Origin of the sequence: Streptomyces fildesensis, assembly GCF_016107395.1 — a bacterium.
In the GTDB taxonomy this organism is placed as follows: domain Bacteria; phylum Actinomycetota; class Actinomycetes; order Streptomycetales; family Streptomycetaceae; genus Actinacidiphila; species Actinacidiphila fildesensis.
In genome coordinates, this window is record NZ_JAAIKO010000003.1 from 319,437 (window position 1) to 336,546 (window position 17,110).

Genomic DNA, 17,110 nt, shown 5'->3' on the forward strand with positions numbered 1-17,110 from the left:
ACACCTGTCCAGAAGGCGCCGGATCGCGCTCGGCACCGTCCTGCTGCTCGTCCTGGTCGCGGTCGCCGGTGGCGTGTACGTGTTCGGCGGCAGCGGCGGCAAGCGCATCACCGCCTACTTCGACCAGGCCGTCGGCGTGTACCCCGGCTCCGATCTGCGGGTCCTGGGCGTGAAGGTCGGCAGCATCGACTCGGTGACCCCCGAAGGCCGCCAGGTGCGGGTGAACCTCACGCTGGACAAGGGCGTGAAGGTGCCGGCCGACGCGGGCGCCGTCGTCGTGGCCCCCAGCATCGTCTCCGACCGTTACATCCAGCTGAGCCCCGCGTACACCGGCGGCGCGCAGATCGGCGACCGGGCGACGATCCCGTCGAGCCGCACCGCCGGCCCGGTGGAGGTCGACCAGCTCTACGAGAGCATCACCAGGATCAGTGACGCGCTCGGCCCCAAGGGCGCGAACTCCACGGGCTCGCTCTCCGCACTGCTCGACACCGGCGCCGCGAACCTCGGCGGCAACGGCAAGCTGCTCGGCGACACCATCGAGCAGCTCGGCAAGGTCACCAAGACGCTCTCGCTGAACAGCGGCACCTTCTTCGACACGATCACCTATCTGCAGTCCTTCACGACGATGCTGAAGAACAACGACGGCAACGTCCACCGGGCCGCGCAGCAGCTCTCCGAGGTCACCGGCTTCCTCGCCGAGGACAAGGAGAACCTCGCCGGTGCGCTGAAACAGCTCGCCACCGCTCTGGGCGAGGTGAAGGGCTTCATCCACGACAACAGGACCCGGCTCAAGTCGGTCGTCGACCAGCTCGCGCCGCTCACCCAGTCCCTCGTCGACCAGCGGGCCTCCATCGCGGAGGCGCTCGACACCGCGCCGCTCGCGGCCGACAACGTCCTCAACGCGTACGACCCGGCGCACCGGACGATCGACGGCCGGGCCGACATCAACGAGCTGAGTTTCCCGCTGCCGACCGTCGGCACCGTCTACGGCACGCAGGGAGCGACCCGGTGAGACGTACGGACCGGGCCGCCGCCGCGCTGGCCCTCACGCTCGTCCTGGCCGGCTGCTCGGCGCCGGGGCTCGGCGGGATCGACAGCCTGCCGCTGCCGGGCGGCGCCGACCTGGGCAGCCATCCGTACACCGTCACCGCCGAGTTCGCCGACGTCCTGAGCCTCGTCCCGCAGTCGGCGGTCAAGGTCAACGACGTGGCCGTGGGCCGGGTCACCGCCATCGACCTCGCGCCGAACGGCTGGACGGCGAAGGTCACGATGCGCGTCAACGGCAAGGTCGTGCTGCCGGCCAACGCGTACGCCCACCTCGAACAGTCCAGCCTGCTGGGCGAGAAGTTCATCCAGCTCGCCGCCCCGGACCGGCGGACGGGCGGGGAGACCGGCACCGGCCGGCTCGGCGACGGCGCCCGCATCCCGCTCGACCACACCAACCGCAACCCGGAGGTCGAGGAGGTGTTCGGCGCGCTGTCGATGCTGCTGAACGGCGGCGGCGTCAACCAGCTGAAGACGATCACCGTGGAGCTCAACAAGGCCCTGCAGGGCAACGAACCGCAGGTGCGTTCCATGCTGACCCGCGTCAACGCCCTCGTCACGGACCTGGACGGCCACAAGCAGGACATCACCGCGGCGCTCGACGGCGTCAACCACCTCTCCGCGACCCTCGCCACCCGCGATCGGCAGATCGGCACGGTGCTCACCGGGCTCAGCCCCGGCCTGAAGGTGCTGGAGGAGCAGCGCGGTTCGCTCGTGACGATGCTCCGCTCGCTCGGCACCCTGTCCGATGTCGCGGTCACCACCGTGAACAGGAGCAAGGACGACATGGTCGCCGACCTCAAGGCGCTCGCGCCCACCCTGCAGCGGCTCGCCGACTCGGGGAAGGCGCTGCCGGACTCGCTCCAGGTGCTGCTCACGTACCCGTTCACGGACGAGGTGCTCAGCGGTGTCAAGGGCGACTACCTCAACGTCTACCTGGACATGACGGCCGCGCCGGGCACGCAGATCGTCCCGGAACTCGACTTCGCCGACAATGTCTACCCGCCGCCGACCAGCGACCCGGGCGAGGACGTGGGAGGCACGGACGCGGGGACGGACGCGGGTACGGACGCCGGGACCGATGCGGGAACGGACGCGGGGACGGACGCGGGTACGGACGCCGGGACCGACGCCGGAACGGATGCGGGCACGGACGCCGGAACGGATGCGGGAACGGACGCCGGAACGGATGCGGGCACGGATGCGGGCACCGACGCAGGCACCGACGCCGGTACCGATACCGGCGGTACGGACGCGGGTGCCGACGTCGGCGGGACGGACGGCGCCAGGTCGTCGCTCTTCCCGCTGCCGTCCGTCGGACCGGTCAGGACCGTGCCGTCGCCCTCGGCGGGGGGGCACTCATGATCACCCTCGGCACCCGGCTGAAGAACGTCGCCTTCCTCGTGATCGCCGTCCTCGTCCTCGGCTTCATCGGCGCCCGGTACGCCGACCTCGGCCACTACTTCGGCATGCGCGGCTACTACGTCGTCAAGGTCCAACTTCCGGAGGCCGGCGGCCTGTTCACCCACTCCAACGTCACCTACCGCGGAGTCTCCGTCGGCCGGGTCGGACCGATCACGCTCACCGACGACGGTGTGGAGGCCGAGCTGCGGATCAACGACTCGGCGCCGCCCATCCCCTCCCGGCTGCAGGCCGTGGTCGCCAATCTGTCCGCGGTCGGCGAGCAGTACATCGACCTGCGCCCGACGGCGGACGGCGGGCCGTATCTGGCGGACGGCTCGCGCGTCCCGGTGTCCGACACCCGTACCCCCGCGCCGGTGACGAACCTGCTCACCAGCGTCGACACCCTCGCCTCCTCCGTGCCGCTGACATCGCTGAAGACCGTGGTCGACGAGTTCGGCAAGGCGTTCCAGGGCCAGGGGGACAACCTGCAGTCCCTCGTCGACAACAGCACCGACTTCATCCAGGCCGCGAACCGGGCCGAGCCCACCACCACCAAACTCATGATCGACGGGGCGACCGTGCTGGGCACCCAGGCGCAGGAGGGCGACGCGATCCGGTCGTTCGCCATCAGCGCCAAGGACCTCGCCGCCCAGCTGAGTGGCTCCGACGCCGATCTGCGGCGGCTGATCACGGCCGCGCCTGAAGCCGCGACGCAGATCAGCGCGCTGCTGCGGGACCTCGACCCCAGCCTCAGCGTGGTGCTCGCGAACCTGCTGACCACGTCGGACGTGGCCGTCACCCGCCAGCACGGCATCGAGGAGCTGCTGGTCCGGCTCCCGGCGGTGGCCGCGGCCGGTGCCACGGCCATCAACGGCAAGGGCGCCAACCTCGGGATGTCGGTGACGTTCTTCTCCCCGCTGCCCTGCACCGCCGGATACGGGGGGACCACGTACCGCAACGGCCTCGACCTCAGCACCGCGCCGGCCCTCAACACCGGGGCGCGCTGCACCGCTTCACCGGGCAGCGGCATCAACGTCCGCGGTTCCGCCAACGCCCAGAAGGGCGGCGTACCGGCCGCGACCCGGCCCGGTGCGCTGCTGCTGGGCACCGACGCGGGCGGCACCCTCCCCGCGGCCCTCGGCCTGCCGTCCCTGCCGGCCGCCGGCCCCTCCGGCATGAGCGGACTGCTCGGACTGGAGCCGCGCCCATGACCGGCCGACGGATGACCCTCCCCACTCCGCCGACGGTTCCTGCGGCGGTCAGAGGAGCCGTCGCCTGGGCGGTGGCGGCGGCGATCGTGGTGTTCTGCGCCTTCGCCGGCTGGTCGTACCGGCAGGCGCGGACGGACGAGTCGCTCGCCTACGCCAAGGCCCGCGACGCCGTCCTCGCCGACGGGCGGCAGAACATCGTCCGTCTCAACAGCATCGACGGCACCGATGCCCAGCACGTCCAGGCCGGTCTGCGGCAATGGCTCGACGCCACCACAGGGCCGCTGCACGACGAGATGGCCCGCACCAACGCCAAGAGCGACACCTCGCTGCAACAGGCCGGCACCAGCGCCCGCTGCACCGTCACCGACGCCGCCGTCACCGAACTCGACACCCGGTCGGGCACGGCCAGGCTCATCGCGACGGTGCAGGTGGCGGTGACCCCACGCGGCGGCGCGCCCACCACCGACCGCAAGCGCTTCGAGGCCGGGCTCGCCCGTACCTCCGGGGGCTGGCGGCTCACGGCGATCAACGCGGTACCCGTCGGTGCGGGCTGATCCGGAGAGAGGGCGGCGAACGTGAGCACCACAGAAGACACCAGGACCGAGCCCGCCGACGAGGCGGAAGAGACGGTCGGGAGGGCGGATGCGGTCGAGGAGCCCGAGGACGCGCCCACACCGGGCCTGCGGCGTCGCGTCACCCCGGCGGCCGCGATCGTCGCCGGGCTGCTCGCCGTACTGCTGCTGACGGGTGTCGGACTGCTGATCCGGACCTCCCAGCTGACGGACCCGGAGGCCACGTCCAACACGGCGCTCACCGACACGGGAGCCACCAGCCGGGTCATCGGCGATGTCAGCAACACCCTCGGCAAGGTCTTCTCGTACACGCCCGAGGACACCCAGGCCACCGAGCTGGCGGCGAGGGAACTGCTCGCCGGAACGGCGGCCGGACAGTACGAGGCGCTGTTCGGGCAGGTCAAGCAGCAGGTGGCCGCGCAGAAGCTGACACTCACCACCCATGTGGTGCGGGCCGGGGTCACCCGGCTCGACGGCGACAGCGCGCAGCTCCTCGTCTTCCTGGACCAGACGGCGGAGCGCAAGGGAAAGAAGGCCACCACCGCGGCGGCCCAGCTGTCGGTGACCGCCCGGTTCCACGACGGGCACTGGCAGATCACCGACATCACGTCCCGGTAGGGGAGAGGCAGATGGCAGGTACGAAGACGTGGAACCCGCTGCTGGTGGCAGCCGTCGCGCTGGCCGTCCTCGCGGCGGCCGCCGCCGGCTGGGGCGGTTGGGCCTGGTACGGGGCGGCGCACGACGACTCCGCCGGGTACGCGCAGACCCGTGAGCAGGTGCTGGCCGCCGGTCAACAGGGCGTGCAGAACATGAACACCCTCGACCACAAGAACCTGACCCAGGGCCTCGACACCTGGCAGAACTCGACCACCGGGGACCTGCGCACCCAACTGGTGCAGGGCAGGGCGGAGTTCGAGAAGCAGGTGCGGCAGGCGCAGACGGTGACCACGGCGAAGGTGCTGTCCGGCTCGGTGACCGAGCTGGACGTCCGGGCCGGAAAGGCGAGCGTGATGGTGGCGCTGCGGATCACGGTCACCGCGCCCAAGAGCCAGCCGTCGGCCAAGGAGAGCCGGCTGCTCGGCGAGCTGACCCGTACGCCTGATGGCTGGAAGCTCAGTGCCCTCGGCCAGGCGCCGGTCGGGGAGACCGCCCCCACTTCGCAGCCGTCCGCCGCCGGTTAGAGGACCCGAGAGGACCCGCGTACATGTCGACGACCCGCCACCTCATCAACCGGCAGCGCCGCCTGGCCGCCGCACCGCCCGCGAACCGGACGCGCCCGGGACCGCCGCCCGCGCCCGAGCAGGACAAGCCCGGACAGAAGCCGGAACAGAAGCAGAAACGGGATCGGAAGCCCGCGCAGAAACCGTCGGTCAAGAAGCCCGGCCGGGGCCGCGGCGGCAGCGTGCTCCACCGGGTCGTGGCGGCCCTGGGCCTGCTGACGGTGCTGCTCGGCGGGTTCGCCGGCTGGGCCGCTATGGAGGCGGCCACGCTCCACGACACCGCGGCCACCCGTAACACCGCCCTCACCGACACCGCCCGCACCAGCGAGGTCAAGGGCATGGTGACGCAGGCGGTGAACTCGGTCTTCTCCTACAACTACGCCGACACCGCACGGACGGACCAGGCGGCGAAGAAGCTGCTGACCGGCAAGGCGGTGCAGCAGTACGCGGACATGCTCGCCCAGGTGCGCAAGCAGGCGCCGGTGCAGAAGCTCGTCCTGACGACGACGGTCACCGACAGCGGGGTGGAGCTGATCGACGGCGACCGGGCCCGGGTGCTGATCTTCGCGGACCAGCGGAACACCCGTACCGCGCCGAAGGAGGAGACGACCTACGCGGCGGCCATGTTCGCCGTGGACGCCGTCCACCAGGACGGTGTCTGGAAGATCGGCAACATCGACACCTTCAACCGCTGACCGGCAGGCCGTCGGGGCCCGGCCGGTATCGTTGAGCGCGATGTCCCGTCGCGAAGTGGTGAACGAGCCCATCGACCCCGATGTCGATCTGCGCGTGCCGGCGCAGCGCGACGAGCTGGTGCGCCACCAGGTGTCGGTACTCGGCGTGATCTCGCTGGGCGGTGCGGCTGGCGCCTGCGCCCGGTACGGCGCCGCGCTGCTCTGGCCCACGCCCGTCGGCGGCTTCCCCTGGACGACGCTGCTGGTCAACACCGTCGGCTGCGCCGTGATCGGGGTGTTCATGGTGCTGATCAGCGAGGTGTGGACCGCGCACCGGCTGGTGCGGCCGTTCTTCGGGACCGGGGTGCTGGGCGGCTTCACCACCTTCTCCAGCTACGCCGTGGACATCCGAAACCTGCTGGAGCAGGGCGAGGCCGGGACCGGTCTGGCCTATCTGGCGGGGACGGCGCTCGCCGCCCTGGCGGCCGTGTGGACCGCCGCCGTGCTGACCCGCCGCCTGGCGGTCCGGGGTGAGGCGCGGTGAACTGGCTGCTCGTCATCGCCGGCGCCGCCGTCGGCGCCCCGCTGCGCTATCTGACCGACCGTTGCGTCCAGGCCCGGCACGAGACGGCCTTTCCCTGGGGAACGTTCACCGTCAATGTGGCCGGCTGCCTGGTGCTCGGCATCGTCGCCGGCGCGGTGACCGCCGGGGCCGCCTCGTCCTCCGTGCAGCTGCTGCTGGGCACCGGCTTGTGCGGGGCGCTGACGACGTACTCGACGTTCTCCTTCGAGACGCTGCGGCTGGCCGAGGACGGGGCCCGGTTCTTCGCCGCCGCGAACGTGGTGGTGAGCATCACCGCCGGGCTGGGCGCCGTCTACACCGGTGTGGCCGTCGCCCAGACGCTCTGGGCATGAAGCGCGGCGTCGTCCCTCACAGCCAGTTGCGCCGCTTGAAGACCATGTACAGCCCGACGCAGACCACGCCCATCAGCCCGATGGCGAACGGGTAGCCGAAGACCCACTTCAGCTCGGGCATGGTCTCGAAGTTCATGCCGTAGACCGTGCCGATCAGGGTCGGGGCGAAGAGGATGGCCGCCCAGGACGAGATCTTCTTGATCTCGTCGTTCTGGGCGTTGCTGGCTTCGGCGAGCTGCTTCATCTCCTCGTTCTGCGCCTGGGTGACCAGGGTGGCGTTGACGGCGAGGATGTCCGCGATCATCTGCCGGAAGCCGTCCACCCGCTCGACGACGGTGGTGGCGTGGTCGTCGACGTCCCGCAGATAGCGCCGCAGCTCCTCGTCGGTGCCGTACTTCTCGAATCCGGCGGTCAGCGCCGAGAGGATGTTGAGCAGCGGGCGGGTGGCGCGCTGGAACTCGACGACCTCGCGGGACAGCTCGTAGATACGGCGGGAGACCTTCGGGTCGCCGCCGAAGACCTCGGTCTCGATCTCGTCGATGTCGTTCTGCAGGCCCGCGATGACCGGCGCGTACCCGTCGACGACGGAGTCGAGCACGGCGTAGAGCACCGCCTCGGGCCCCAGCCGCAGCAGCTCGGGATCGGCCTCCAGCCGGGCGCGCACGGTCGACAGGTCGGGCGACTGGCTGTGCCGGACGGTGAGGACGAAGTCCGGGCCGACGAAGAGGTGCAGCTCGCCGAAGTCGACCTCCTCGGCGTCGTCGAGGTAGCGGGCGGCGCGCAGCACGACGAAGAGGGTGTCGCCGTAGCGCTCCAGCTTCGGCCGCTGATGGGCGACGACGGCGTCCTCGACCGCCAGCTCGTGCAGTCCGAACGCGGCCGCCGCGGCCAGCAGCTGGTCCTCCGCCGGCCGGTAGAGGCCGATCCAGGCCATGGCGTCCGGGGTGTCGGGCAGCTTCCGGTAGGCCTCGGTGAGGGTGGCAGGGGTGTCGATCCGGTGGCCGTCGCGGTAGAGCGCCGCGTCGATCACGCTGTTCTCCACGGGACCGGCCTCCGCCGTCTCGTCCGCCGGGTGCCGGGGCTCCATGGAGCGCTCGGGGGCCGCGTCCGCGGCCTGGTTGCGCTGGTCTCGCTTGTGCGGGCGCAGTGCCCGGGGACGCCGGTCCGACATGGCGGGCTCTTTCCTGGCGGAGCGGATCTGCTCGGACGGGCATCACGCTACGGCGGTCCGTCGCGGATCCACGGTAGCCCGGGGCGCGGGCCCCGGAGCGGGGCCGTTGGCCCGTCCGAGTGGTGTTCATACGAAAAGCGGCGCGGATCCCGAGATCGCCGTGCCCCGTCCACATGATGAGGGACATACGCAGACCAACCGATCGAAAGCGAGGGGCCGTGGCCACCACAGCAAGCACCGCAACCGCCGCAACTGCCACAACCACCAGGGTCGCGCAGTTCTGGACCGTCCTCCTCGGCGTTCTCGCCGGGATCCTCACCGCGCTGCGGCTCACCGCCCCGGCCCGTGCCGCCCGTCGCGAGGTCGTGGCGTCCGAGCGGACCGCGCCGGCCGTCCCGCTGTCGCCCCTCGCGGCCTTCGCCGGGAGCGCGCCCCGCGGCGAACGGTCCCTGCCGCCCACCATCAAGCAGCGCATCCGTGCCGAGGCCCACGGCGCCTCACCCGTCTCCCGGACGCGCACCGCGGGCCTCGGCGACACGCACCTCACGCCCGCCGCGGACGCCCCCGCCCTGGTCCCGGCGGACGACGACCGCTTCGACCGCCTCCCCTGCGCGGCCTGATCCACCGCAGGACCGACACCGTTCGACCGTCTCCACCCGTACGTCCGAACCGACCCTCCTGAGCCACCGCACCACTTGTCGTGTCGAGACCGCCTCTCCGGAGCGCGGGAATCTCCACGACGGAGAACCCAGGACCTTGATATTCCGAGCCCAGCCCCACCCGGCCTTCCGGACGAGGGTGCGTGCCTGGTAGGCATGGCCCGTGCGATTCGAGACAGTGCCGATGCCGTCGACCGTCCGGGCCAGGCCGCGTGACCTCCGCGGCTATCCCGTTCCGGCCATCACCCCGTGGGACGGGGACGAGCCGCAGTTCGCGCTGACGGACTACGGCCGCAGCGCCGACTGCGCCCGCATGCGGCGGTGTTCGGTCTGCGACACGCTGATGCCACCAGGACCGGTGTGGCGTGTGGTGGGTGCCGCGGAGAGCGCCGCGATCGCCGACGCGCTGGCCGCCGGGCGCCCGTACCGCAATCTCGCCCCCACCCTGGAGGGCCCGGGGCACCGCGCCTGCATGCTCTACGCCTCGATGGTCTGCCCCTACCTGGCCCGTCCGAACGCGCGCCGCGGGTTGTCGGCACAGCGGCCGGACGAGCTGACCGGACATGTCGTCCGGGGCGCGGTACGGGGTGCGACGGGCGCGGTGGTGGGCTTCGGCGACTACGAGTTCGCCGTCACCGGCACCCAGGTGCTGTTCCGCTTCCTCGACATCGTCGAGTTCCTGCCGCACGACACGTCCGACGCGCACCTCGAAGAGCTGCGCGCCGAACTCGCCGCCCGGGACCGGCCCGGAGCACCCGGGGATCAGCCGCGGTAGGACGGCAGCCCGGTGTAGGTGGACACCAGCTTCGGCGCGGCGGAGCTCTTCGTGGAGAGCGTGACGATGCCGGCCGGCGTCCTGGCGGCGATGGTGCTGCCGTCCGGGGCCCAGGCGGGCTCGGTGTAGTCCGTGGTGGCGTACGGCGTCAGGTCCTTGAAGACCGGGCCGGCGTCCGTCGGGTTCTCCAGGAACAGGTGGTCGTGACCGCCGACCGAGCGGACGAAGACGACCTCCTCGTGCTCGGAGTGCGACATCGCCGGCTGCGAGCCGTGCGTGAGCGCGGATCCCTGCTGGCGGACGTAGTCGTCACGGATGAAGACCTCGCCGGTGCCGGAGTTCGCGTACACGGCGCTGCCGTGGGTGCCGCCCGCGCTCGGCCAGACGTTGCCGGTCTGCGGGACGGGCTTCACCCCGTCGCCGGCCTCCCAGCCCAGACCGAGCTTCTTCGGCGTCCCGTTGACGGCGCTGGAGGGGACGCTGTCCAGCTCGGAGACGCCGCTCTTCCGGACCGCGAAGAGGATGTTGCTCCGCCCGGACAGCTCCGGAATCGAGTCGTACGCCGTCACCTGCCACGTCGGGTGCGACCAGTTCTGCCCGCCCGGGTTCCGGGCGACGGTGACGCGTCCGGTGCCGTTCGGGTTGGCGAGGGCGAGGTTGCCGGCGCCGTCGATGAACGCGGCCTTGCGGCCGTCCGGCGACCAGGCCAGGTCCCTGACGGCGGTGCCGAAGTCCACCCTGGTGCCGTTCATGACCACGTACCGGGTGCCGTCGCTGATGGTCAGTTTGCTGTTCGCCGTGCCGTTCAGGACCGGCGCGCGCGTGCTGCCCGCCGTGGTGGGCGTGCCCGTGGGGGTGGAGCCGCCGGCCGGAGTGGTGGAGGCACTGGCGCTCGGAGCGGTGCCGGCCGACGGGGTCGCACCGCCGGCCGGAGCGGCGGAACTGCCACTGCTCGGGGTGTTGGTGGCGGCCGGCGGAGTGGTGACCGCCCGCGCGCCCGACGTCGGGCCGCAGCCGGTGAGCAGTGCCGCGGTGGCGGCGGTGAGGGTGGCGGTGAGAGCGACGGCGACGGCGGTGCTGCCACGGGTACGAGCGGACATGAGCGGTTCCCCCCAGGGACGTTGATAGGAGAAGAGTGGCGATTCAACGTCCGTGACGTGTGTGACCGGTGTCACGGACGTGCAACAGCGATTCCGGGATTCATGGGTGTGGGACCGATGGACCCGGGTAGGCGGGTGCCATTGCCGGTTGCTCCTGGGAGGATGAGGAACATGACAGCGCTAGTGAACTCGGACGACACAGCTGTGGTCGATGTCCAGGCCACGGGCGGCTGTGCCTCGTCGATGACGGAACTGCCGTGGATCGAGGAGGCGGGCAAGGTCGCGCCGAAGGATGCGCGGGCCCTGTCGAAGCTCTTCTTCGACCGCCTGCAGAGCCTGGAGGAGGGGACGCGCGACCACCAGTACGCGCGGAACACCCTCATCGAGCTGAACCTGTCCCTGGTCCGGTTCGCCGCCGGCCGGTTCCGCAACCGGTCGGAGGACATGGAGGACATCGTCCAGGTCGGGACGATCGGCCTGATCAAGGCGATCGACCGGTTCGACCTGTCGCGCGAGGTCGAGTTCACCACGTTCGCCATTCCGTACATCACCGGCGAGATCAAGCGCTTCTTCCGGGACACCAGCTGGGCCGTCCATGTACCGCGCAGCCTCCAGGAGCGCCGGATCGCGCTGGCGCAGGCCAAGGACGCGCTCTCCCAGCGGATGGACCGCTCCCCGACCACCGCGGAGCTGGCCGAATACCTGGACCTGACCCCGGCCGAGGTGAACGAGGGGCTGGTGGCCAGCAACGGCTACACCGCCGGCTCCCTGGACCTCCCCGCGGGGGAGAACAACGAGGAGGCCGCGGGCAGTTCGTTCGTCGACCGGCTCGGCGAGGACGACCCGGGCATGGAGGCGGTGGAGAACCTGCAGGCTCTCAAGCCGCTGATGGCGGAACTCGGCGAGCGGGACCGCGCGATCCTGCGGATGCGCTTCGGCCAGGAGATGACGCAGTCCGAGATCGGCGCCGAGCTCGGGGTCTCCCAGATGCATGTGTCCCGGCTGCTGACCCGGACGCTCACCCGGCTGCGTACCGGGCTGCTCACCCAGGCGTAACACGTCGGAACGTCAGCACGAAGGTCCCCGCCGGCACTGTCCGGCGGGGACCTTCGCGCTGTGACGGCCGGGGCGGTCAGCCCTGGAGGGAGCCGATCGGGACGAAGCAGTGCGCGGACCCGGCCAGCATGGTCTCGTCGCCCACGAAGGACTTGAGCACCTCTTCGCTGACCGGCTTCCCCGGTGCCGCCTCCGGCCACGGCCGGGTGGCGAACATGAAATACACCATGCCGCGGTCGCGGGCCGCGTCCACCCACTGCTCGGGAACGGGGCAGGCAGCGTGCAGGTACGGCATGGTCAGGACGGCCTGGCCGCCCTCGACGAGGAGCTTCACGGGGGCCTTGGGCACCTGGGCGATGTCCAGGATGGTCCCGCCGATCGGCAGGCCGACCTCCTCGATCGCCGCGGTGATGGCCGCCTCCGCGGCCTCGGGGCCGCCCTCGACATCGCCGAGGGAGTAGGCCAGGAGGAACGCGATGTCCCGTTCGTCCTCGATGTGCTCGCCGGCCCAGGGGATCACCGCGAGGGTGCCCATCTGGCTCTGCCGGGTGATGTCCGGAGCGGTGCTGGTCTGACTCATGGCAACGGACTGTAACGGCGGGCCGCGCCCGACCGGGCCCGCATGTCACCTGAGAGAGCGAGTCCTGACCGCTAAACCCACCGAACGAGGTCGTGTCGATCGCACATGCGATACGACGGTATGTCCGTGGAAGGGGTGCGATGCACCGCCCCCGGCCGTGACCGGTGGGGCCCGTGGTCGTTGGACAGGGCGCATCACCCCCGCGCGAAGGCTCCGGAGCGTCCAAGCTTCGGAGCCTTTGGTGTCGGGGCCGTCCTCACCGGCGGTGACGTTCACCAGTTCGGCTCAACCTGCGTGACTATGCGGCATACATACGCGTTGCGCAGGGCGTCAATGCCGCAGGTCCTGCGGTTTGGGTTTCACCATCAAGGAGATTTCGATGTCGCGTATTGCCAAGGCAGCCGCCATCACCGCCGCGGCCGGTGCCGTTCTGGCTGCGGGCGCCGGCATGGCTGCCGCCGACGCCGGTGCCCAGGGTGCTGCGGTCGGTTCCCCCGGCGTTCTGTCCGGCAACCAGGCCCAGATCCCCGTTCACGTGCCCGTCAACGTCTGCGGTAACTCCGTCAACGTGATCGGTCTCCTGAACCCGGCGTTCGGCAACCACTGCGAGAACGTCTCGGGCGGCTGGTAGTCCCGGTTCTCAACAGTTGTAGGGCCACTGGACCGGACGACGACCGGCCCGGCACAGCGGGCCGGCGGGACGCAGACCGACCGTCCCGTCACCTGTCCGTCCGGCGGCCCGGGGCGAACACCCCCATCCCACTGGTGCGGCCCCCCGCGATGCCTTCGCGGGGGGCCGCACTCGTGCGTTCGCCCGCCGGTCCGGGTGCGGGTCAGTTCTCCTCGTACCGGTAGATGTTCTGCAGGTTCATGACCTCGGACGGCTTCGTGTTCCACGGCGGCATGGGCTCGTTCAGACTGACGACGCGGCCGTGCTGCGGGTCGGAGGCGGCCAGCGGCCGGGCCGGCAGATAGCCCGACTTCGGGTACTTGCGCTGCCAGCGCAGCCAGATGAGGTCGATGAAGGCGTGGTGCAGCCAGAAGACCGGGTCGTTGGGCGAGGTGGCGCCCGTCATATGGCCGCCGACCCACTGGTGGACCCGGTTGTGGAGGAGTCCGCCCTGCGTCTCGCTGACCGTCCACCCCTCGATCCTGTTGCGGAAGCCCTTGGTGGTGGCGGTGGAGTTCCACGGGGAGGTGTCGTAGACCGATTCCGCGATCGCCTTGTCGAGGTCCGCCTTGGTGGGCAGCCCGATCGGACGGTCCGGGCGGCCGAACTGCCGGGTCAGATACTTCTCGTCCGTGACGGCGACGGTGATCGGCCAGTTGCCGTTGACGTAGGCGAAGGGGCCGGTCATGACCTGGCCGTCGGACCGCCGGCCGTCACCGCCCAGGAAGTCGGACGCCCAGATCGAGGAGGTCTTCGCGTTGTCCCGCGTCCAGTCCCAGTAGGGCAGGGTGACGCTGGAGTCCACGGACTGCAGCTTGCGCTCGAACTCCAGGATCAGCCGGCGGTGCCACGGGAAGAACGAGGGCGTCATGTGGCCGACCCGGAGCCCGGTGTCGCCGTCGGAGACGTAGTACTGACCGTGTATGCGGACGAAGTCGTCGTAGATGCCCTTGCTCTTGAGTTTCAGGACCGCGCGGACGAACTTCGCCCGCTGGGCGCTGGTCATGTTCTTCTGGTTCTGGCGGGTGTACACCGTGTCGGCCCTTCTGCGGTCAGTGGTGGTAGGCGCCGCCGGCGAGCGACAGCTTGGCTCCGCCGATCACGTCGACCGCGCCGCGGGCCGTGTCGAGCGGGGTGGCGTACGGCTGGTAGTGGTTGGCCACACTCAGGTAGGTGCCGTCCGCGCGCCGCATGACATGGAGCTGCCGGCCGTCGATGAGGATGACGACAGGGGACCCCTCGGTCGTGGCGGCGTCGGCCGTGCCGGTGGGCACACCCTGGATGCGGCGGCCCCGGTAGACCTCGTCGAAGGCTCCGGCGGCCGCAGCCGGGGCGGACCCCGCCCGGTCGCTGCCGGCGTCGGACCGGCCGGACCCGGTCTTCCCCGCGTCGGACTCCCCGGCCGTGATGATCGGGTGCAGTACCGCCGTCGTGCCGGTGACGGCGACGGCTGCGGTGAACGCCGCCCGGAGCACCCGGCGGCGCGTGTGGGCGGACGGTGACGCTTTCCCGCCGCCGTTTTCCTTGGCTTCGCTCATGCTCAGCTCTCCTCGATATCGGCCGACAGGGCCGGACCTGTGAGGAGCGGCGGTATCGCGCCGCATTCGCCCGGACGGGCGGCGCCGACTGTCCGTCAGCTATGCACCATCATCCTGCTCCCGGCGTGAGGCGCTCGCTCATCCCGGCAGCCGGAGTACAGAACTCCATTCGTGCGGGTGGCGTTTGCCTCCGACCCGTGACGAACGTAAATCCGATATACGGCGGCGGAAGTCAACCAGGGACCCGGTATTCACCCGATCTGACGATCCGACGGATTCACCGGCGGTTCTGACCGGCGCACGTTTCCTAATGGACTATCAGAAGAGGCCCGCTCGCCCGGCTGCTCATACTTTCTGAATTACCGTCCGGAGAAAGTGCTCCGTGTCGGTAACGTCGCAGGAGGAGCAAACATGGCCCACCGACGCCAGAGGCTGACTGGTGCATGTGTCGGAGCGGCCACCGCCGGCCTGCTCATGCTCGGGATGACCCACACCGCCGTCGACGACATGCGCGTCGCGGCGGACGCCACGGATCCGGCACCGCCGTCACCGGCCGCCGGACCGCCGGGTCCCGGGCCGGCCGGGGCCCTGCGCCCCGCGTCGACCGCCGGATACACGCCGATGGGGGCGTTCACGTCCTCCGGTGCCGACGGTGTGCAGCGGATCGCCGATCTGCAGCAGTGGCTGGGCGGTACCCATCTCACGGTGGGTCACACCTATCTCCCCGGCGAGAGCTGGGACAACATCGAGGGCGAGCCCGAGCTGCTGCAGCCGTGGGCGCAGTGGAGGAAGGCGGAGCCGGACCGGCTCTTCGTCCTCAACGTGCCGATGCAGGAGCGCAACGAGCAGCACATCTCCGACAGCCAGGTGCGGTCGCTGCTGCGCTCCGGCGCGGCGGGCCGGTTCGACAGCCACTTCACGGAGCTGGCGCGGCGACTGGTCGCGCTGGGTGTGCCCGACACGGTCGTCGTGCTGGGCTGGGAGATGAACGGCACCACGTACACCCACCGCTGCGGTCCGGATCCGGAGTCCTGGAAGACGTACTGGAACCGCATCGTGACGGCGATGCGCGCCGTTCCCGGCCAGCGGTTCCGGTTCGACTTCACGCCGAACCGCGGCCAGGACGCCATCGGCTGGACGTCGTGCTACCCGGGTGACTCCACCGTGGACATCATCGGCATGGACTCCTACGACCAGCCGCCGGGCGACTCCTTCTACGACCAGGTCGAGGAGCCGTTCGGTCTCCAGGCGCAGGTGGACTTCGCGGCCGCGCACAACAAGGCGATCTCCTATCCGGAGTGGGGACTCTTCCGCAACGGCGACAACGCGGACTACATGCGGATGATGCTGCAGTGGATCAACGATCACCGGCCGGTCTACCAGACGCTCACCGACTACTGTCCGCACGGCGTGTGGCAGTGCACGGACAACCCCAAGTCGTCGAAGGTCTTCCGGTCGACGAACTTCGCCCGCGTCGAGCCGACGCCGACGCCGGTACCGACCCCTGTTCCGACGCCGACGACAACGCCTGCACCCACGCCGTCGACCACGCCGTCGACCACGCCTACGCCGAGCGGGACGCCGACGCCGGGCGGGACAACGACGCCGGGCGGGACAACGAGTGTGCCGCTGACGTCCACGCCCGCGGACGTGCCGTCGCCGTCGCCGACGGACGGCGCGACCCCGGCGGAGTCCCCGACCGTTCCGGTGAGCCCCGCGCCGGGTGACGCCACGACGCCACCCGCGACGGTGACGCCGCCCGCGACCGTGACCCCGACCGTCACCCCGGCCGCGACTCCGGATCCGGCCGTGGCGGAGACCCCGTCCGCCGCACCGGTTCCGGCCGACGCGACGGCGCCGGTGGTCGCTCCGGCGGCCCCGCCGACCGCCGATCCGGTGGTGGCGCCGGAGCCCGCGCCCGGGCTGAGCCCGGCGCCCGCGCCGAGTCCCGCCGCGACGCTCACCCCCCTGCCGGCTCCGGGTCCCGATCCGGCCGCCACCGGCGCCACGGCACCCGCGCCTGCTCCGACCGTCATGGTTCCGGTGCCGGTGACCCTCCCGACGATCGGTGCGCCCTGCACACCGACGCCGGATCCCGGCTTCAGCCCCGCCCCCAGCCTGTCGCCCGCACCGGTTCCGACGTCTCCTGTTCCGACGTCTCCCGCTCCTGCGCCGACTGCGTCGCCGACGTCGCCCGCGACGCCGGGGCCGGTCGTCCAGGTGGCCGGACCCGTGTGCACGGCGGTTCCGGTGGGGCCCTTCAAGCCCGCTCCGACGCTCAGTTCACCCCCGGCGCCCGCCGAGGTGTGCCTGCCACTCGACATGGGAGACGAATTCAAGCGCCAGTTCGGCACCGGAAAGCTGTGCTTCCGCGTCGAATGGCAGACCCCCAAGAAGAGCTGACCGTAACGCGACGCGCCCGGCGGCCTGCCGCCGGGCGCACGCATGGAAAATCGGTTGGGCTGGTGGAGTGAAATCGCGGAACCAAACCGGAGATGGGCAGTTGATCAGTTCGCTTCAA

At 71.0% G+C, this 17,110-nt stretch carries 19 protein-coding genes; 14 read left to right on the plus strand and 5 right to left on the minus strand.

The window, feature by feature from the left end; genetic code table 11:
* Window positions 1-4 precede the first annotated feature (4 nt).
* Genes C6N31_RS07325 through crcB form a run of 9 tightly spaced genes read left to right on the plus strand, consistent with a single transcriptional unit; the run spans window position 5 to window position 7,040 of the window.
* On the plus strand, window positions 5-1,012 hold the full coding sequence (locus C6N31_RS07325) for an MCE family protein (protein ID WP_138351352.1): 1,008 nt from the start codon (window positions 5-7) through the stop codon (window positions 1,010-1,012).
* The gene (locus C6N31_RS07330; protein ID WP_138351276.1) at window positions 1,009-2,409 is read left to right on the plus strand and encodes an MCE family protein; all 1,401 of its coding nucleotides are present in this window, start codon (window positions 1,009-1,011) and stop codon (window positions 2,407-2,409) included. The genes C6N31_RS07325 and C6N31_RS07330 overlap by 4 nt, the downstream gene beginning before the upstream one ends.
* Window positions 2,406-3,659, plus strand: a complete 1,254-nt coding sequence (locus tag C6N31_RS07335) for an MCE family protein (protein WP_198357277.1) — start codon at window positions 2,406-2,408, stop codon at window positions 3,657-3,659. Before C6N31_RS07330 ends, C6N31_RS07335 begins: the two co-directional genes overlap by 4 nt.
* A gap of 11 nt (window positions 3,660-3,670) precedes the next feature.
* A complete protein-coding gene (locus C6N31_RS07340; protein ID WP_138351353.1) occupies window positions 3,671-4,213 on the plus strand; it encodes an Rv1363c family protein in 543 nt (180 codons plus the stop codon).
* Between the two features lie 21 nt (window positions 4,214-4,234).
* The gene (locus tag C6N31_RS07345) at window positions 4,235-4,849 is read left to right on the plus strand and encodes a hypothetical protein (protein ID WP_138351278.1); all 615 of its coding nucleotides are present in this window, start codon (window positions 4,235-4,237) and stop codon (window positions 4,847-4,849) included.
* A gap of 11 nt (window positions 4,850-4,860) precedes the next feature.
* On the plus strand, window positions 4,861-5,412 hold the full coding sequence (locus tag C6N31_RS07350) for an Rv1363c family protein (RefSeq protein WP_138351279.1): 552 nt from the start codon (window positions 4,861-4,863) through the stop codon (window positions 5,410-5,412).
* Window positions 5,413-5,435: 23 nt separating this feature from the next.
* Window positions 5,436-6,146 carry a hypothetical protein gene (locus tag C6N31_RS07355; RefSeq protein ID WP_138351280.1) on the plus strand — a complete coding sequence of 237 codons (711 nt, stop codon included), beginning with the start codon at window positions 5,436-5,438 and terminating at the stop codon, window positions 6,144-6,146.
* Between the two features lie 40 nt (window positions 6,147-6,186).
* The gene (locus C6N31_RS07360; protein WP_138351281.1) at window positions 6,187-6,669 is read left to right on the plus strand and encodes a fluoride efflux transporter FluC; all 483 of its coding nucleotides are present in this window, start codon (window positions 6,187-6,189) and stop codon (window positions 6,667-6,669) included.
* Window positions 6,666-7,040 (plus strand): fluoride efflux transporter CrcB, encoded by a 375-nt coding sequence (crcB, locus tag C6N31_RS07365; protein ID WP_138351282.1) that lies wholly within the window; start codon window positions 6,666-6,668, stop codon window positions 7,038-7,040. The genes C6N31_RS07360 and crcB overlap by 4 nt, the downstream gene beginning before the upstream one ends.
* A gap of 16 nt (window positions 7,041-7,056) precedes the next feature.
* Here the strand turns inward: crcB and C6N31_RS07370 are convergent, their stop codons facing one another.
* Window positions 7,057-8,211: a magnesium and cobalt transport protein CorA gene (locus C6N31_RS07370; RefSeq protein WP_138351283.1), complete on the minus strand. Its 1,155-nt coding sequence runs from the start codon at window positions 8,209-8,211 to the stop codon at window positions 7,057-7,059.
* Between the two features lie 218 nt (window positions 8,212-8,429).
* On the opposite strand from C6N31_RS07370, the gene C6N31_RS07375 reads away from it, so the two are divergent.
* On the plus strand, window positions 8,430-8,831 hold the full coding sequence (locus C6N31_RS07375) for a DUF6344 domain-containing protein (RefSeq protein ID WP_138351284.1): 402 nt from the start codon (window positions 8,430-8,432) through the stop codon (window positions 8,829-8,831).
* A gap of 202 nt (window positions 8,832-9,033) precedes the next feature.
* Window positions 9,034-9,645, plus strand: a complete 612-nt coding sequence (locus C6N31_RS07380; RefSeq protein WP_244809302.1) for a hypothetical protein — start codon at window positions 9,034-9,036, stop codon at window positions 9,643-9,645.
* Here the strand turns inward: C6N31_RS07380 and C6N31_RS07385 are convergent.
* Window positions 9,633-10,745, minus strand: coding sequence for a PD40 domain-containing protein (locus C6N31_RS07385; protein ID WP_198357278.1), 1,113 nt, complete (start codon window positions 10,743-10,745; stop codon window positions 9,633-9,635). The genes C6N31_RS07380 and C6N31_RS07385 overlap by 13 nt on opposite strands.
* Before the next feature lie 162 nt (window positions 10,746-10,907).
* Here C6N31_RS07385 and C6N31_RS07390 point away from each other — a divergent pair, with 162 nt between their 5' ends.
* Entirely contained in the window at window positions 10,908-11,801 is an 894-nt protein-coding gene (locus tag C6N31_RS07390; RefSeq protein ID WP_381584643.1) for a SigB/SigF/SigG family RNA polymerase sigma factor, read from the plus strand.
* Between the two features lie 76 nt (window positions 11,802-11,877).
* Here C6N31_RS07390 and C6N31_RS07395 read toward each other — a convergent pair whose 3' ends face one another.
* The gene (locus C6N31_RS07395; RefSeq protein ID WP_138351287.1) at window positions 11,878-12,381 is read right to left on the minus strand and encodes a DUF5949 family protein; all 504 of its coding nucleotides are present in this window, start codon (window positions 12,379-12,381) and stop codon (window positions 11,878-11,880) included.
* 379 nt (window positions 12,382-12,760) lie between these two features.
* Here C6N31_RS07395 and C6N31_RS07400 point away from each other — a divergent pair, with 379 nt between their 5' ends.
* Window positions 12,761-13,012 carry a chaplin gene (locus tag C6N31_RS07400; protein ID WP_138351288.1) on the plus strand — a complete coding sequence of 84 codons (252 nt, stop codon included), beginning with the start codon at window positions 12,761-12,763 and terminating at the stop codon, window positions 13,010-13,012.
* A gap of 202 nt (window positions 13,013-13,214) precedes the next feature.
* Here the strand turns inward: C6N31_RS07400 and C6N31_RS07405 are convergent, their stop codons facing one another.
* Together C6N31_RS07405 and C6N31_RS07410 are read right to left on the minus strand one after the other, a co-directional pair.
* Entirely contained in the window at window positions 13,215-14,084 is an 870-nt protein-coding gene (locus tag C6N31_RS07405; protein WP_138351289.1) for a tyrosinase family protein, read from the minus strand.
* 19 nt (window positions 14,085-14,103) lie between these two features.
* Window positions 14,104-14,589: a tyrosinase family oxidase copper chaperone gene (locus tag C6N31_RS07410; RefSeq protein ID WP_138351290.1), complete on the minus strand. Its 486-nt coding sequence runs from the start codon at window positions 14,587-14,589 to the stop codon at window positions 14,104-14,106.
* 483 nt (window positions 14,590-15,072) lie between these two features.
* Here C6N31_RS07410 and C6N31_RS46885 point away from each other — a divergent pair, with 483 nt between their 5' ends.
* Window positions 15,073-16,992, plus strand: a complete 1,920-nt coding sequence (locus C6N31_RS46885; protein ID WP_381584648.1) for a glycoside hydrolase family 26 protein — start codon at window positions 15,073-15,075, stop codon at window positions 16,990-16,992.
* Window positions 16,993-17,110: the final 118 nt, after the last annotated feature.

What these genes read in the sequence shown, in the direction of transcription:
- C6N31_RS07335 (WP_198357277.1), top strand. Translation starts at nt 2,406, where the DNA reads ATGATCACCCTCGGCACCCGGCTGAAGAACGTCGCCTTCCTCGTGATC.
- C6N31_RS07340 (WP_138351353.1), top strand. Translation starts at nt 3,671, where the DNA reads ATGACCCTCCCCACTCCGCCGACGGTTCCTGCGGCGGTCAGAGGAGCC.
- C6N31_RS07350 (WP_138351279.1), top strand. Translation starts at nt 4,861, where the DNA reads ATGGCAGGTACGAAGACGTGGAACCCGCTGCTGGTGGCAGCCGTCGCG.
- C6N31_RS07355 (WP_138351280.1), top strand. Translation starts at nt 5,436, where the DNA reads ATGTCGACGACCCGCCACCTCATCAACCGGCAGCGCCGCCTGGCCGCC.
- C6N31_RS07360 (WP_138351281.1), top strand. Translation starts at nt 6,187, where the DNA reads ATGTCCCGTCGCGAAGTGGTGAACGAGCCCATCGACCCCGATGTCGAT.
- C6N31_RS07370 (WP_138351283.1), bottom strand. Translation starts at nt 8,211, where the DNA reads ATGTCGGACCGGCGTCCCCGGGCACTGCGCCCGCACAAGCGAGACCAG.
- C6N31_RS07385 (WP_198357278.1), bottom strand. Translation starts at nt 10,745, where the DNA reads ATGTCCGCTCGTACCCGTGGCAGCACCGCCGTCGCCGTCGCTCTCACC.
- C6N31_RS07390 (WP_381584643.1), top strand. Translation starts at nt 10,908, where the DNA reads ATGAGGAACATGACAGCGCTAGTGAACTCGGACGACACAGCTGTGGTC.
- C6N31_RS07395 (WP_138351287.1), bottom strand. Translation starts at nt 12,381, where the DNA reads ATGAGTCAGACCAGCACCGCTCCGGACATCACCCGGCAGAGCCAGATG.
- C6N31_RS07400 (WP_138351288.1), top strand. Translation starts at nt 12,761, where the DNA reads ATGTCGCGTATTGCCAAGGCAGCCGCCATCACCGCCGCGGCCGGTGCC.
- C6N31_RS07410 (WP_138351290.1), bottom strand. Translation starts at nt 14,589, where the DNA reads ATGAGCGAAGCCAAGGAAAACGGCGGCGGGAAAGCGTCACCGTCCGCC.
- C6N31_RS46885 (WP_381584648.1), top strand. Translation starts at nt 15,073, where the DNA reads ATGACCCACACCGCCGTCGACGACATGCGCGTCGCGGCGGACGCCACG.